The organism is Vibrio sp. D417a (assembly GCF_030248595.1).
GTDB lineage: Bacteria > Pseudomonadota > Gammaproteobacteria > Enterobacterales > Vibrionaceae > Vibrio > Vibrio alginolyticus.
Map to the genome: position 1 here is coordinate 258,150 of NZ_JAHGAM010000008.1, position 15,866 is coordinate 274,015.

Sequence of the window (15,866 nt, forward strand, 5' to 3'; positions counted from 1 at the left end):
TTCCTTATCTCTTAAATCGCCAGTTTGTCACGTAGGTTATAGTAAGCCGCGCCCATTGCCGTAAACGGAATTTGGAAGTGGCGGCCCCCCGGGAAGGAGTAATGTTTCAGTGCAGCAAACGCGTCAAAGCGTTCTGCGTGTCCGGTCAGAGCTTCGGCCAGCAACTTACCTGCTAGGTGAGTACACGTTACACCGTGACCGCTGTAGCCTTGTAGGTAGTAAATGTTGTCTGCAAACGAGCCAAATTGCGGCATGCGTGAGTAAGTCAGCAAGAAGTTACCTGTCCAGGTGTAATCAATCTTGATGCCTTTCAATTGTGGGAAGACTTTTTCCATCTTCGGACGGATCAGTGCTTCAATGTTTTCTGGGTCACGTGCTCCGTAAACCACACCACCTCCGAACAACAAACGCTTATCGGCGGTTAAGCGGAAGTAGTCCAGCAAGTAGTTACAGTCCTCAACGCAGTAGTCACTGGTCAGCACTTGTTTTAGCTGCTCATCACTCAAAGGCTGAGTCGCCACCACTTGTGTGCCACACGGAATCGCTTTGTTGCTGATGTTTGGTGCCAAACCACCAAGGTAGGCGTTACCTGCCAGTACCACGTACTTGCTCTTCACGCTGCCTTTCGCCGTTTTCACTACTGGGTTAATCCCTTTATCAATCGACACGACCGCCGACTGCTCAAAGATTTGACCACCTAGAGACGTAAACGCAGCAGCTTCACCCAATGCCAGTTTAAGCGGGTGAATGTGACCACCGCGCATATCCAGTAAGCCGCCAGTGTATACTTTAGTGCCTACCGCTTGTTCTACCTCTCCTGCGTCAAGCAGAGTCAGTTGGTCGTTGCCGTAACGCTCCCAGTTCTTCTTATGTTCTTCTAGCCCTTTGAGTTGTTTACTGTTCAGTGCCGTGAACAAGCCGCCTTGCTTGTAATCACAGTTGATGTCGTATTTGTCGATCAGGCCACGGATGATATCGCCGCCTTCAAAAATCATATCGCACAGAGCTTTGGCTTGGTTTTGGTCGTAACGGCTTTCAATCACGTCAACATCTCGGCTGTAGCTGTTAACGATTTGGCCACCGTTACGACCAGTTGCTCCAAAGCCCACTTTTGCGCTCTCTAACACAACGACTTTAAAACCTTTTTCCGCAAGGTGCAGCGCAGAAGAAAGACCAGAGAATCCCGCACCGACTACACACACATCGCACTCGATGTTGTCTTGCAATTGTGGGTATTCCGGCATGTTTGGCACAGAGTGCGCGTAGAACGAATCCGTATGCTTGTTCATAGAACTATTCCTTTATTTATCGTAATCGTCAGCAGGCTTAAGGATGGAGGCGAATCCAAGTGGTTTTGGTTTCGGTGAATTTTTCAATCGCGTGGAGAGACTTGTCTCGACCGTTTCCGCTCATTTTGAATCCACCAAATGGAACCGTCATGTCACCTTCGTTATAGTTGTTGACCCAAACCGAGCCGGCTTGCAGTCGTTTTGCTACGCGATGAACGCGGTTGATATTGCTACTCCAGAGTGCCGCGCCTAAGCCGTACTTCGAATCGTTAGCGATCTCAATTGCTTGCGCTTCGTCTTTGAATGGAATGACACACAGCACCGGACCAAAAATTTCCTCTTGAGCGACACGCATCTTGTTGTCGACGTTGTCTAAAATGGTTGGGGAAACAAATGCACCTTGCCCATCGACATCGCCGCCACAACGTACGTTTGCACCTTCTGATTCACCTAACGAGATGTATTCCAATACTTTTGATTTATGATCTTGGTCGATGAGCGCACCCATTGATGAACTTGGGTCCATTGGGTCTTTTGGCGTGAACGCTTTCGACGCTTGAATAACTTTTTCTATAAACTGCTCTTTGATGCTTTCGTGAACAAGCAGGCGGGTTGCCGCGACGCACACCTCACCTTGGTTGTAAAAACACCCTGCAGCGGTGTCTGCTGCTGCGCGGTCTAAATCATCACAATCTTCAAACACGATGTTCGCGTTCTTGCCGCCCGCTTCTGCAAACACACGCTTTAGGTTGCCCTCACCCGATCTGACCATCAGTTGACCTGCAATGCGCGTCGAGCCTGTGAAGGCGATGCAGTCTACGTCTTGGTGTTTCGCCAGCGCGTCGCCAGCTTCATGACCAAAACCCGTAACGACTTGGAAAACGCCTGTTGGCAAGCCCGCTCGAGAAGCAAGTTGACCTAGGAATATCGCGGTGAGAGAAGATTTTTCTGACGGTTTTAGAATCACGCTGTTACCAGCGGCTAAAGCAGGGCCAAGCTTCCAGCACGCAAGCCAAAGGGGGAAGTTCCACGGCACAACCGCAGCGACCACGCCAATTGGCTGATGGGAAATAAAGGCATGTACATCTTTTTCGGTTGGGGCAACTTCGCCGTATACTTTGTCGATTGCTTCTGCGTACCAGCGTAATGCACTCGCCGCGCCAGGAATATCGGTAGAGAAGCTGTGAGAGATAGGCTTACCGGTATCAAGCGTTTCTAGCAGAGCCAACTCTTCTTGGTTTTGATCAATCAAGTCAGCAAACTGTTTAAGCACTGCTTTGCGATGAGCTGGGCTGCTCTCGCTCCACTGACCGGATTGAAATGCTTGGCGAGCGTATGAAACTGCGAGATCAACATCTTCATTTTGGCAACGGGCGATTTCGGTGAATATCTCATCTGTTGCTGGGTTAACTACCGGGATGGTTTGCCCTGTTAAAGCGGCACTGTATTCACCGTTAATGTACGCCCTGTTTTCGATGTTTAGATTGTTTTTTAGTTCAATCCATTGCTCTTGGGTTTTCATACGCTCTCCTTGTGATCACACAAGGCAAGCCCCCACTAAAATGTGGTTGGCGTATGCGCACTTATCATTCGACAAGCCTTGTCTGTGTGATTTGTAAATCGATGGGGCTTCGTCGTATCAATAATGTACGACTCGCCCGCTGTTATGACATGAGATTGCCCTTTATATTCCAGAGTGATTTCGCCCTCTAATACGGTGCCAATCTCTTCGCCTTCGTGTTTGATTTCTGCCGCACCAGTGGTTCCATAAGGTGCGTATTCCTCGATCAAGAATCCGATGACTTGATCTTTGTCGCCATTCGTGACCAGTTTCATGGACACCGTCTCGCTTCCGATTTCCACAAGATCTGACGGCTTGATGACTACTTTCACTTCATCGTTCGAAGGTTGTTCAAAAGTGAAAAACTCTGATAACGATAAAGAAAATACATTAACGATTTTTTGTAGTGAGCTGACCGACGGGCTCACTTTGCCATTTTCAATGGATGAGATTGCACTGTGGGTAATACCAGCGCGCTCGGCTAGTTCCCTTTGTGACAATCCATGTTTTTTTCGTAACTGAACAATATTTTTACCAATCTCTTGATTGTCCATTCATACAGCTCCAAACGTTTAACGAGAGGTAGCCATCATAAATTCATTGAACAAAATTTGAGAGAAATGATTGGTTTTTGCTTCCCATTCTGGGTGCCACTGCACGCCAACGAAAAATTTTTGATTAGGAAGACTAAATGCTTCTACCAAGCCATCCGGGGCTTTAGCTTCTACTTGTAATAGAGGAGCAAGCTGATCGACGCCTTGGTTGTGTAGTGTGTTCACTTCAAAGAAGGTGGTGTTTTCCCAATGATTTTGCACCAGCCATTGTTCAAATAAGCTCTGTTTTTGAACTAGCACAGCGTGTGCTGGCGCGTATTTTTGTTCGAAATCTTCAACAGGCGCTTCACGATGGTCATTGAAGCCGGAGTCATGAACGGCTGGGTTTAACGAGCCACCGAGTGCGACATTCATCTCTTGAAAGCCACGGCAAATACCAAGGCACGGAATGTTTTGGTCAACCGCATGACGAATTAACGTGAATGAGAGCTCATCACGAGCTTCATCTTTGTAGCTCTCTTCGTGCGTTGCATTGTATCGATGTGGCGCAACGTTAGAGTGGCTGCCAGGAAAAAGAAAACCATCACATATGTCTAGGATGGTGGTTACGTCATTGCCCGACATGTCGGGAGCCAACATAATCGGTAGCCCTCCAAAATCCTTTATGGCGCGAAGGTAAAAGTCGTTGACCGCTTGTATCTGATAGCCACCCAACTCTTTAGCGCAGCTAACCACACCAATGATGGGTTTGTGTGTATCTGCCATGATATGTCCATGTTCAATTTATTTAACACAAACCCTACAAACCATGTACAAAATTATCAACACAGATGACCATTATTATCGTCACAACGTGATCTGACGCACTTTTTAGGCTTCAAAACTGAATATTTATGCTCATTATATTGAACAAAACAAAACCAACTGTTACAAAATAGTTAACAGAAAGACATAAAAACCAGCCGTTAAACATCAAAAGCACAGTGTAAGTGCATGTTTAAATTAAAAATAACCTGAAAAACAAACAACTCGTTCAGAGTGCTGTAATTTATTTGTTAATTTGGTTATTTCTAATTTCTACTCGTCAGGCTATTTGGAGAAGAAAATGGAATCGTATCTACAGGAAGTACAAAATTTTAAACAAAAATGGCCCGATATTGAATTTATCGATCTCATCTTTACCGATATAAATGCCACCCCAAGAGGAAAACGCATCCCGATAGATGCTCTAGAAAAACTAAATAAAGGTGTTGCCCTCCCCCTTTCGACCATCACCCTAGATACCAAAGGTAACGTCGTTGAAACGGCCGGGTTGGGAGAAGATCTCGGAGAGCCAGATAATCTCTGCTATCCAATCAGCGGCACCTTAATGCCGACGGCAAAAGAACAAGTTGGTCAGCTACTGCTTAGTATGATGGATGAAACCGGGCAGCACCCTAACCCACTGTTCATCCGAAACATTCTCGCTTCTATATTGCAAACACTGCATGCTAAAGACCAATATCCTTGTGTCGCGCTCGAGCTGGAGTTCTATTTAATAGACAAAACCCGCGGCGAAAATGGCGAACCATTAACGGCAATTAACCCCACGAAAAAAACTCGAGAAAAAGATACCGAGGTTTACGACCTTGATGGACTAGATGACTACGCTGATTTCTTGGCCGACCTTAATCGAATTGCATTAGAACAAGGTTTAAACACTTCCGGAGCCCTATCTGAATCGGCACCAGGGCAGTTCGAAATCAACTTCAACCATTCTAAAGATGTACTTCGAGCATGTGATGAAATCATCATCGCAAAACGCTTGATTCGCCAAGTCGCTCATCAGCACGGATTTGACGCCACATTTATGGCGAAACCTTTTAGTGAGCAAGCGGGTAATGGCATGCACATTCACCTCAGCTTGGTTGATACAGATGGTAACAACCACTTTAGCCAGCCAGACGGTCAAGCGAGCGCCTTCTTCTATCAAACCATGGCAGCGATGCTGTCACAAACATCCGATGCCATGGCCCTAATCTGTCCTAACGTTAACTCTTACCGTCGCTTTGTTCCTGGCGCTTACGTCCCAACCAAAGCCGATTGGGGAGAAAACCACCGCGGTGTTGCGTTGCGTGTGCCTATCAGCGATAGCAAAAATCGCCGTATAGAGCATCGTATAGCAGGCGCTGACGTTAACCCATACATTCTCGCTGCAGTAGTACTTTCCGCAGTATTAGCGAGTGAAAGCTACACCAAAGATCAATGTCCACCGACTCTCAGTGATGATGCAATTGAGTTACCTCTGCGTATGTCAGAAGCTCTAGAGCGACTGGAGCACAGTGAGCTGGCTCAATACATCTCAAGAGACTTTATCGATTTGTATCTAGCTTGCAAACAGAGTGAACTCGCAGAATTTGAGCGAGCTATTACTCCATTGGAAATCGACTGGATGTTGCACTCGGCATAAACAAAGGAAATGAACTTTATGACTACGCAGACCAAGGCGCTGGATGCGCCTCTTAAAATCAACTCTCAACACATTATTGTTTCTTTAATCTCGGTTGCGACGTTTGTCTTTTTTACCACAATCGGTTTGAACCATGAGGAAGGCGAAGCCTACGGATGGATGAGTCTTTTACCAACGGCGTTGGTATTGGTCTTTGCGCTGACAACACACCGAACTGTGGAAGCCCTCTTTAGCGGCGCTATTGCCGGTGTTCTTCTGCTTAACCCAACTGAAGCGGTGGAACAGATTGTTGATATTTCCATGAGTGTAATGATGGATGAAACTATTGCTTGGATCATCCTCGTTTGTGGTTTGATGGGCGGCCTAATTGCTATTTTGGAGAAAGGCGGCAGTATCTTAAGCTTCTCCGACATGCTGGTCACGAAAGTAAAAAGCCGTAAGCAATCGATGCTGATGACCTTTGCTTTAGGTATTCTGATCTTTATCGACGATTATTTGAATGCGATTGCAATTTCTTCCTCAATGAAAAAAGTTACGGACGGCTACCAAATCTCGCGTGAAAAGCTCTCATATCTTGTGGATTCAACCGCCGCGCCTATCTGTATCCTCGTACCGATTTCCACTTGGGCAATTTTCTTCAGTTCGTTGCTAGAAGCAAACGGAGTAGCAGAAGCGGGAGATGGTATCAAAGCATACATTGAAGCTATTCCATACATGGCTTACGGCTGGGTAACGCTGGTGATTGTTTTGCTGGTTGCAATGGAAAAGATCCCAGATCTAGGTGCGATGAAAAAGGCAGAAAAGCGTGCGAAGAATGGTCAAGTTCGTCCAGACGGTGCAACAGATGTCGACTTTGGTCCCGATGTATCTGCACATACCAACCCAACCATGGGCCTTGTCAACTTCTTGTTACCAATGATCGTACTTGTTGCCGCAAGTTGGTATTTTGGTATCGATCTACTTGCTGGTGTTTTCGTCGCGTTAATCTTTACTATTAGCTTTTACGGCGCACAAAAACTGATCTCGATGAACGACATGTTCGAAGCTGTTTATGATGGCATTAAGGTTATGCTACTGCCGCTTGCGACCGTTATTGGTGGTTTCATGTTGAAATCGGTCAACGACTCATTGGGCGTCACACAATATGTCATTGAGACCGTCAGCCCTTACCTGTCAGCGTCTTACTTCCCGGCGATTATCTTTATGATTACGGGCGCGTTGGTATTTGCAACGGCATCGTCTTGGGGAACGTTTGCAGTAGCGATGCCAATTGTTCTACCTTTGGGCGAACAGCTTGGTGTGCCTCTACACTTAACCGTTGCAGCGCTGCTTTCAGCATCAGCGGCAGGGAGCCACTCTTGTTTCTTTAGTGACTCAACCGTGTTATCTGCACAAGGCTCAGGCTGTACAGCAATGCAACACGCAACCACACAGTTTCCTTATGCGTTGATTGGTATTGTTGCAACCGCGATTTTCTTCTTCATTATCGGTTAGCCCCTTTATCTAATTGCAAAGCCCTGCTCAAAAATAGCGGGGTTTTGTTCTATCAAGTCAAATGATCCTCTTAAAACTACTTTACGCCGTTCAGTATAAAAATACTCAAAGACATACAGCTGCACTCAATAAGGGTTTGGTAAACCTAATATTTTTGGTTTACGCTTAGCGAAGCGTTTATTGTGCAGCAAGGCAGCTTTTGAGTAACTTAAATGCCGCCTTAATACAGTGTTAACGGTTGGAGAGACATGAAAAAGTTAGCCCATGAGATATGGATATTTGACGGAGATCCCGTCCAATTCTTAGGACTCCCATACACCACTCGTATGACTATTGTTAGGCTTTCTGATGGTGGCCTTTGGGTTCATAGTCCAATTCAGTTATCAAATTCGATTAAAGAGCAAATCAACAATCTAGGCCAAGTGAAATACTTAATCGCTCCTAATCATTTACACCACTTGTTCTTATCTGAATGGGTATTTGCCTATCCTAGCGCAGAAATTTATGGCACAGATGAAGTCATTAAGAAGTGCCGTGATATACACTTTCACGCTTCACTTAACCAAGGCGGTAATGCTTGGAACTCTGAGATTGAACAAGAACTATTTTCTGGCTCTCCATTAATGGAAGAGTGTGTGTTTTATCATCGACTTTCAAAGACCTTAATTGTTACTGACCTCGTCGAGAATTTTTCTGGCCAGGACTTTAACTACTGGCAGCGGTTTGTGGCTAAAGGGGCCGGTATTCTTGCTCCGAATGGAAAAATGCCTTTGGATTGGCGCCTAAGTTTTATGTTTAGCAAACAAGAGGCTCGAAAACACTTAAATAAATTGCTGTCTTGGAAACCTAATATATTGGTTATGGCTCACGGTGAAATCGTCCTTGATAATGCAGACGAGTTCTTACAGCGCTCTTTTAAGTGGCTAGTATGAGACAACATTGAAAACTCACACAACAGAATAGACAAGAAGCTATTTTAAAACATTAGGCCCTTTTAGCTTAGTCTTAGGGACCAATTTACAGCACTACACGTTATGTTTAACGATAAGCTCCCCTATTCCTCTTAATTGAGCATTATGCAGCAATTTAAAATTCCGTTAGAATTGCACTTCAAAAACTTCAATGCGAAGAATTCTGGACATTGATACGGACATAAGTTCAAGAGTTAACATAACGCAATAGCAATCTCTTACTAATTATTTTGCATCGAGACATTGGCATACTCCCGAAACAAACCCTTCTACTCTAAAGGTTTTGTTAATAACAGTTGCCATGCTTGTTAGTTATTCTCGTTGAACTCAGTATCTTGAAGTTGTTTGAATATATAAATTTTAAAAAAAAGAGACATAAGATGCACAAAAAACTCATCATTCTAAGCTTGCCTATTCTATTAGCTGCATGTGCGGCACCAAAGTATACGGTAGAAACAATCTCGAAAGAAAATCAGAGCAAGGAAATCACCATCGTAAAAGACAACGCCACGCGAGATGTTTTCTTAGATTCGATGCAAGACTGGTGTTTGGATACCGCCCATAAATGCACAGTCGTAAGCGACGGCACGCCTCCTGTTAGCTCTGAGCTAACACTTACTTACGTATCACGCTGGAGCTGGGATTTTAGAACATTTATCGCTGATGCTCAGATCAAAGCCTACAAAAATAACGAAAAAGTAGGACAAGTTGAATTTAAAGCACCAAACAGCGCGAATCCAGATAAATGGGGTAAAGACAACAAACGAATCATTTCGATGATGGATTTGTTATTCGGTAAACAAACCGTGAGTGAGGCTCAATCCAAGATTAAGCTGGGCGAAATGTAATGAGCCGAGCAATTGCCCATTTAACCAGCATCATATATTTGTAGATAAAGATAGGAATGTTTAAGTGACTGAAGTCAAAACCATTGGGCTTTTCTTTATAACCGCCATTGCAGAAATATTAGGCTGCTACTTACCTTATCTCTGGTTAAAGGAAGATAAGTCAGTTTGGCTTTTGGTACCGGCAGCGCTATGCCTTGCCATGTTTGCTTGGCTTCTATCTTTACATCCTACCGCTACTGGCAGAGTTTATGCTGCTTACGGTGGTGTCTATATTTTTGTCGCAATTCTATGGTTGTGGTGTATCGACGGCGTTCGGCCAACGCTCTGGGACATAGTGGGGGTTTCTGTCGCTATGCTTGGCATGTCAATCATCATGTTTTCACCCAGAGCATCCTAAGCGTAACCGAGGGAAACCCTTACGCTTAGTATTTTGGCTATGTGCTAGATTTATTGATTAATAACATTATGACGTAATTGCTACATAGCCAAAGTACGCTTGGGCTTCACCCCAAAACGGCGCTATTTATGGGAGATACTAATGAACCATGCAGTGAAGGCAAGATTTGATGAGTATCCAAAACATGTGCGTATTCGGATAGAAGAGCTACGAAATACCGTCTTAACTGTCGCTTCTGAATTAAAACTGGGGGAAGTTGAAGAATCTCTAAAATGGGGAGAGCCAAGCTACAGTGTGAAAACAGGTAGCCCGGTAAGGATGGATTGGAAACAGAAAACGCCTAGTCGTTATTATCTATTCTTTAATTGCCAAACTAAGCTCGTCGACACATTCCGCGAACTGTATAGTGACTCACTTGAGTTTCAGGGTAATCGAGCAATAATTCTATCTTTATCAGCACCTTTGCCAGAAGCTTCAATCAAGACCTGTTTAGAATTAGCATTAACCTATCAAAAGCGAAAGAACTTACCTCTTTTAGGTATGTAAGCTCGCTTAATAAAACTATTTACGGCCGATTAACCATATTCAACTACTCTACCTTTGTATTCTTTTTAATGCTTACGCAGTAAAGTTTTAGATTAAGTGGTCACGTTAATAGCGCCGTAACCAAACTAGTAATATCGAAATAAAGAAGAGTTTATGAAATCAAAAATTTTGTTCTTACTAATGCTTGGAGCTCATTTCAAAGCTTTTTCAGCGACGAACTATCAAGTCAATGTGGTAGTAACAGAGCCTCAATCCACATTCATTTTTCCGACTTTTGAAATATCCTCTAAAGGAAAAAGCAAAACCAGTTTTGTCGACGGCTGCACGTACTTAGGAACCCTTTCAGAACCGAGCAAAAATAGCATACAGCTTGAAGCTACCATGTCATGCAACCGAGATGGCGCTACGTCAAGGATGGAAATGCCGGTATTTGTACTCAACTCCGAGGGTCAAAGCGCGAGTTATGATCTTGTAGAAAACGGGGTCGTGATGTGGAAATATTCTGTAGAAGTTAAGCCGTCACTTAAAAAGTGATATATCAGAAATACTAAAGTAACAATCAGCACTATTAACCGCCGCTTAAGTGTAATAGGTATATTCTTTACGACTTAATGACGTTACTTGTTGCCGCAAGTCTCCAACTCATGTACAAAACAGCCCTAATTTTAATAGGAGCTAAGTGGCATGAATTTAATTGTACGTCAGGTAACTTTAGGTGATGCTGAAGGCATTACAAACGTCCTCAATCCCATCATTATTGAAGGTTTATACACTGTATTAGATACGCCTTTCACACCTGAAGAAGAAAAAGAGTTCATTACTCATTTCCCAGAACGGGGCGTGTTTACAGTCGCTTTATCCGAAAATAGCTCACAAGTCATTGGTTTCCAAAATATCGAGCCCTTTGCACAATATACAAAAGCTTTTGACCATGTTGGCATAATTGGTACGTTTGTTAGTGACGGTGCTCGTGGCCAAGGTGTGTCTAAACAGCTTTTCAAATCGACATTCGAAGTAGCCAAACAAAAGGGTTACGAAAAACTATTTGCGTACGTCCGCAGCGATAATGACCGAGCGTTATCAGCCTATCTCAAACAAGGCTTCGAAATCGTAGGGACCGCGAAGAAGCATGCAAAAGTTCGTGGGAAATACGTAGACGAAGTCCTCATTGAGAAGTTTTTGTAGGTGTTAAGTCGCTAAACACTAAGCACGCATATAAGAACATTTGAACCAAGACTCAATTTCCGTCGTAACAATGTCTTTTCTTAAATAGGTTATTTGAAATGAAACTGACCTCGGAAACTGAGTCAAGAATAATAGAAATGGCATGGGAAGACCGCACCCCATTTGAGGCTATCGAATTTCAATTTGGTTTGAATGAATCCGACGTGATTCAGTTTATGCGTAGCCGGCTCAAATCAAGTAGCTTTAAATTGTGGCGTAAAAGGGTTTCGGGGCGCAATACAAAACACAACAAGCTACGAAACTCAGACATCATTAGAGGTTATTGCCCGACTCAATATAAGCCGCGATAGCGAACTGCACTTGGCATAAATTTTTATTACGAATCGCAACATTTATCGCCCTACCTTTGAACCAACTTCATGATTGGAGGGGAATAGTCACCACTTAATTCAACCTAGGTGTTTCAGGGCGATAATAAATTCAATGGGAGTCATATTAACATCCTCAGACGCCATCAAACTAATGATTCCACAGAAAAGATTGACACAAAACGCCCACTAAAAGTAAGTCAGATTAAGGCGTCATTTAACCCGTGTATCAATCTTCTTTGACCTTCTGTTTAGGCACTAGAATCACTAACCTTCTATTTTATCTTTGAAGGCACAGACAAAAAGCTGCATGATTAAAAAGGAAAAATAGCGGATAACGGTTTAACAAGCACTCGGAGCTTGGAGGCAATTTTGAACAAATTACTTATGATATTTGCGTTGGTTTCTTTACCTTGCTTGGCCTCTGATGATGTTGAAGATCCCTGCAAAGTAAAAGGCGGTGGCGTTATGGCTGGTTATCAGTGTGTAGAAAAGAAGATGGAATCTGCAGATAAAGAGCTTAACGAAAGTTACAAGGAAGCAATCGCTAGAATAGGTGAGGAAGAAAAAGCACTAAGGGAAACATGGTCTCAGACCGAACTGGTAGAGCCATTTCGAAAGGCCCAAAGAGCTTGGCTAAAATACAGAGACGCCGAATGTGAATTTACGGGCCTGTCTTCCACACCCTCACCCTGGCAAGGTGTCCAGATTGAAGAGTGTAAGTTAAGAATGACGTTAGAACGCGTCGAGTACTTCAATGGAGTATACGCAGGCTAAACGGATTACATCTAACAAAGCACTTCAATAAGATTCGCAACTCTTGGCAATTTCAGTTTAAATGTACTCGGTGTTTAAGATGCAAACGTTCAGGTTGAGTGGTCGCTCCGCTTACTACTTAACCCTGCGTTGTGCGTAAAGCTAATATGGGTGTGAAATAATTATGGAAAAAGACGATTTAGTTGGGCTAGTAGTTAAGTATTTCGAGAAAATAGATGCCGGTGATCCTAGCTATCTGGATCTATTCTCAGAGGATGTTGATTTTTTCTTTCCTAAATTTGGGCAAGCGAAAGGAAAGAGTGCCTTAGTGGAGTTTGGCAATAGGATTGGTAGCTCGTTGATTAGTATCTGGCACGACATAGACGGCTTTCAAATAACGACTGCTGGAAACAAGGTCATTGTTGAAGGACAGGAAGGCGGCGTAATGAGTGATGGTACCTCTTGGCCGGACAACAAAGTTTCCACAGGGCGTTTTTGTAGTGTATTTGAGTTTGAAGGAAAAATGATAAGTCGTATGTTTGTGTACGTAGATCCTGACTTCCCGAGTCGAGATTTTGAGAGAATTTCCGTGCTGTCAGGCGAGAGCAACGTGCGACAAACTGTTCAAGCCTGAATACTACCGTTACCGCATAGCATCTTTGTTATGCGGTAGTATTCGTAGTTAAGGTGTGTTGAGGGCTTTGATATCGCTTTACTCACACCTTATCAGTGCGTTAGCCACATTCCCTTACTGATAGAAATGCTACTTTCTTCAATCGTCCTGTATTATGATAATGAAAAAGATTGCACTAATTTTAAAATTAAAATGAACCAAAAATTTTTTCTAAAACTACTCCCTGTCCCTTTTCTTCTAACCGGTTGCCAATCTACGCAAAGCCAGCTACAGCCTATACCTGAAAACGTATTATCAAACCTATCGACTCAATGGGCAGTGGTAGAGGCCTGTTTTCATTCCGATGCTTATAGCTTAGAGCAATCGGTAAACTATCGAGAGGCCATTAACTATTCTTTTTCTACTTGGCTAGTCGATCAGTCCGATATCGATCAGTCGGTAAATGAAGCTCGTGTAGCGTTATCAGAATATCAGTCTCAGAATGATGGTTTAGGAACAACATGTAAGGATTGGCACCTACCCTTAGAATCTGGATTGCGAGAAGTTAACAATCACAAGAATCAAGTGGCGATAAACCAGCAGCGAGCACATGAAATACATAAAGCAAACGCTTCTAAACCTGTGACCTATTCAACACCAGCATCTACTTCGACTAGTAATGTTGTTCACTGTTACAAATTGGAAGACGTTAGCTTGAATAAGAACATTCAAACGTTTAATGGAATGATATGCCCTATAGGCTGGCTTAAATATTATGGCTATTAATGCATTTGATTAATAAAGCCCTTAAGAATGAACTCAAAGTTTAATTTTTAGTTCAAGGTTGGGTTTCGTGTTTACAATGTTATGTTTCCAGTTGGATTACCGTATTCGAATAGATTGACGAAGTTAATCAATATATGTGTATTGATGCTTACTTTTTATCGAGTTATCTTTGTTTGATAGCCATTAAAACGAGTAAGGAAACAAAGTGACTGTGTTAACAAAAGGCATACACCACGTAGGTTTAACCGTATCTAACCTAGAAGCAAGCGCGAAGTTTTTCACTGAACAATTAGGTTGGAGTGAAGTAAAAAGAAATCCAGACTACCCGGCAATATTTGTGAGTGATGGGCATATCATGCTTACACTATGGGCGGCTAAGGCTGATGCCGCCACTCCATTTGACAGAAAAACGAATATTGGTTTGCATCACTTAGCTTTACTCGTAGAGACTGAGAAGCAACTCTATGAGTTGCGTGATCAATTTATGGCGTCGGGAATCGAAATTGAGTTTGGTCCCGAGCTTGTTAAGACAGAACCCGCAAAACATTTAATGTGTTACGACCCAAGTGGTATTAGGGTTGAGTTTTTCTGGGCGGGCTCGTAAAACAAACATAACAAAATTTTATAATAGGGATTTGGTACACATGGCATTGTTAGTTTGCACCGCCTTTGGTATTTAAGGTGCTCAGCAGAAGCTTGCGTATTGAATGCCCCTCCCCTCCTACTACACATTTTGCGACTTACGAGTAAGTCCAAAAGGATAAATGTTATGTATAAAATCGGCGTTGTTTTATTTGATGATTTCACGGATGTCGATTTCTTTCTTATGTATGACTTGCTAGGGCGCACAACCGACAGTTGGACGGTAAGTATACTTGGAACTAAATCTGAACATCATTCCCACCTCGGTATGAAAGTTAAAACAGACGGACACCTTTCTGAGGTGACGAATCAAGATGTCGTTCTTATTACAAGCGGCAAACGGGGTATTCCAGCCGCTTTAAAAGATGCTGAATTTATGTCAGCGTTGAATCTTGATCCAAATAGGCAGCTAATAGGTTCGATTTGTGCGGGATCATTCATCCTCCATGAACTCGGTTTACTAAAAGGCAAGCGATTAACAACAAACCCAGATGCAAAGGATGTTCTACAAAGTATGGGAGGAGATGTTCAGGATCTGCCTCTCGTGATAGACGGTAATGTAGCGACGGCCGGTGGCTGCCTTTCACTGATGTATCTAATTGGTTGGTTAACAGAGCGGCTATTTGACTCAAACAAACGAAAAGCTATACAAAATCAATTGATACCTGCTGGGCAATTAGAGCTGTTTGAAGAGCTTATTGCCACAACTATTCAATCAGCAGAGTTAGCAAGCTCGGATCACAAGGCGTTAAATAATCATTCATAACATGTGGTGTTTTACATTACGTTCGTTTTAGTGTTTAGGGTAAGTCACACATCAGTCTTGTGTGACTTACCCTTGAACATAACGCCACTTGGGGAAATTAACTTACAGGGAGTAAATCAATTGGTAAAAATGTACGGTTCTGAAGAGACAAGAGCGTTTTGCTGTAATTGTAAAGAAGTAACGCTACATCGGTACGAAAGCTTCTCTAAAGCGCAGGAAAAGACCGAGAAAAAAGCTAAAGGTTTCTTCTCTGGTCTATTTGCAGCAATAATTAGCTCATTAATGGAAGGCGAAGCGACTGGTGACTACAAATGTACAATATGCGGCACTAATCTTCACACGCCAGATAATTTAGATTAGTAGTCAGTGCCTCTAAAGCCACAGCAAGTGGCACGCAACATAATTTATAGACGGCTCTAGTGGGTTTGAAGCGTATGCACCTTATGCTTTGCATTTAGGGTCTTGAGGTTGTGTTGCGGATCAGGTAGTGCACTTTTATCTCTGACAAGGGGCTAACGCAGAGCAAAAACAAGGGACAAGAAAAGAAGTAGTTTTACTTGAGTATCAATGAATTACAGACACAAAAAAGCCCACCAAAAGGTGGGCTTTTTCTAAAATTTGTGTGCCGTCCTAAATAAGGT

19 protein-coding genes are annotated in these 15,866 nt (G+C 43.2%); 15 read left to right on the forward strand and 4 right to left on the reverse strand.

Features of this window, described 5'->3' with window-relative positions; genetic code table 11:
- Positions 1-11: 11 nt before the first annotated feature.
- The 4 genes from KI742_RS10085 to KI742_RS10100 are packed head-to-tail and all read right to left on the reverse strand — an operon-like array spanning position 12 to position 4,169.
- Entirely contained in the window at positions 12-1,289 is a 1,278-nt protein-coding gene (locus KI742_RS10085) for an FAD-binding oxidoreductase (protein ID WP_025766732.1), read from the reverse strand.
- 37 nt (positions 1,290-1,326) lie between these two features.
- The gene (locus KI742_RS10090; protein ID WP_285385910.1) at positions 1,327-2,811 is read right to left on the reverse strand and encodes an aldehyde dehydrogenase; all 1,485 of its coding nucleotides are present in this window, start codon (positions 2,809-2,811) and stop codon (positions 1,327-1,329) included.
- 35 nt (positions 2,812-2,846) lie between these two features.
- Positions 2,847-3,404: an HTH-type transcriptional regulator PuuR gene (gene puuR, locus KI742_RS10095; RefSeq protein ID WP_005377813.1), complete on the reverse strand. Its 558-nt coding sequence runs from the start codon at positions 3,402-3,404 to the stop codon at positions 2,847-2,849.
- Between the two features lie 18 nt (positions 3,405-3,422).
- A complete protein-coding gene (locus KI742_RS10100; RefSeq protein ID WP_169628436.1) occupies positions 3,423-4,169 on the reverse strand; it encodes a gamma-glutamyl-gamma-aminobutyrate hydrolase family protein in 747 nt (248 codons plus the stop codon).
- Positions 4,170-4,509: 340 nt separating this feature from the next.
- Here KI742_RS10100 and KI742_RS10105 point away from each other — a divergent pair, with 340 nt between their 5' ends.
- From KI742_RS10105 to KI742_RS10175, 15 genes are all read left to right on the forward strand, one after another.
- Positions 4,510-5,853, forward strand: a complete 1,344-nt coding sequence (locus KI742_RS10105) for a glutamine synthetase family protein (RefSeq protein WP_017820915.1) — start codon at positions 4,510-4,512, stop codon at positions 5,851-5,853.
- A gap of 18 nt (positions 5,854-5,871) precedes the next feature.
- A complete protein-coding gene (locus tag KI742_RS10110; RefSeq protein WP_005377816.1) occupies positions 5,872-7,347 on the forward strand; it encodes a Na+/H+ antiporter NhaC family protein in 1,476 nt (491 codons plus the stop codon).
- A 248-nt stretch (positions 7,348-7,595) separates the two neighbouring features.
- Positions 7,596-8,279, forward strand: coding sequence for a DUF4336 domain-containing protein (locus KI742_RS10115; protein WP_086046699.1), 684 nt, complete (start codon positions 7,596-7,598; stop codon positions 8,277-8,279).
- Between the two features lie 419 nt (positions 8,280-8,698).
- Positions 8,699-9,166 carry an Sbal_3080 family lipoprotein gene (locus KI742_RS10120; protein WP_005385757.1) on the forward strand — a complete coding sequence of 156 codons (468 nt, stop codon included), beginning with the start codon at positions 8,699-8,701 and terminating at the stop codon, positions 9,164-9,166.
- Between the two features lie 64 nt (positions 9,167-9,230).
- The gene (locus KI742_RS10125; protein ID WP_005377819.1) at positions 9,231-9,563 is read left to right on the forward strand and encodes a YnfA family protein; all 333 of its coding nucleotides are present in this window, start codon (positions 9,231-9,233) and stop codon (positions 9,561-9,563) included.
- Positions 9,564-9,704: 141 nt separating this feature from the next.
- On the forward strand, positions 9,705-10,109 hold the full coding sequence (locus tag KI742_RS10130) for a DUF1801 domain-containing protein (protein WP_285385913.1): 405 nt from the start codon (positions 9,705-9,707) through the stop codon (positions 10,107-10,109).
- Between the two features lie 153 nt (positions 10,110-10,262).
- On the forward strand, positions 10,263-10,643 hold the full coding sequence (locus KI742_RS10135; RefSeq protein WP_258659223.1) for a hypothetical protein: 381 nt from the start codon (positions 10,263-10,265) through the stop codon (positions 10,641-10,643).
- 150 nt (positions 10,644-10,793) lie between these two features.
- Positions 10,794-11,294, forward strand: coding sequence for a GNAT family N-acetyltransferase (locus tag KI742_RS10140; RefSeq protein ID WP_137281925.1), 501 nt, complete (start codon positions 10,794-10,796; stop codon positions 11,292-11,294).
- 98 nt (positions 11,295-11,392) lie between these two features.
- A complete protein-coding gene (locus KI742_RS10145) occupies positions 11,393-11,644 on the forward strand; it encodes a TIGR03643 family protein (RefSeq protein WP_005377824.1) in 252 nt (83 codons plus the stop codon).
- A gap of 405 nt (positions 11,645-12,049) precedes the next feature.
- On the forward strand, positions 12,050-12,439 hold the full coding sequence (locus KI742_RS10150; RefSeq protein WP_213907259.1) for a lysozyme inhibitor LprI family protein: 390 nt from the start codon (positions 12,050-12,052) through the stop codon (positions 12,437-12,439).
- A gap of 163 nt (positions 12,440-12,602) precedes the next feature.
- Positions 12,603-13,052, forward strand: a complete 450-nt coding sequence (locus KI742_RS10155) for a nuclear transport factor 2 family protein (RefSeq protein ID WP_005377826.1) — start codon at positions 12,603-12,605, stop codon at positions 13,050-13,052.
- A gap of 126 nt (positions 13,053-13,178) precedes the next feature.
- Entirely contained in the window at positions 13,179-13,817 is a 639-nt protein-coding gene (locus KI742_RS10160) for a hypothetical protein (protein ID WP_054865570.1), read from the forward strand.
- 205 nt (positions 13,818-14,022) lie between these two features.
- A complete protein-coding gene (locus tag KI742_RS10165; protein WP_213907226.1) occupies positions 14,023-14,421 on the forward strand; it encodes a VOC family protein in 399 nt (132 codons plus the stop codon).
- 165 nt (positions 14,422-14,586) lie between these two features.
- The gene (locus KI742_RS10170; protein ID WP_206959177.1) at positions 14,587-15,225 is read left to right on the forward strand and encodes a DJ-1/PfpI family protein; all 639 of its coding nucleotides are present in this window, start codon (positions 14,587-14,589) and stop codon (positions 15,223-15,225) included.
- A gap of 129 nt (positions 15,226-15,354) precedes the next feature.
- The gene (locus KI742_RS10175; protein WP_017820907.1) at positions 15,355-15,585 is read left to right on the forward strand and encodes a hypothetical protein; all 231 of its coding nucleotides are present in this window, start codon (positions 15,355-15,357) and stop codon (positions 15,583-15,585) included.
- Positions 15,586-15,866 lie beyond the last annotated feature (281 nt).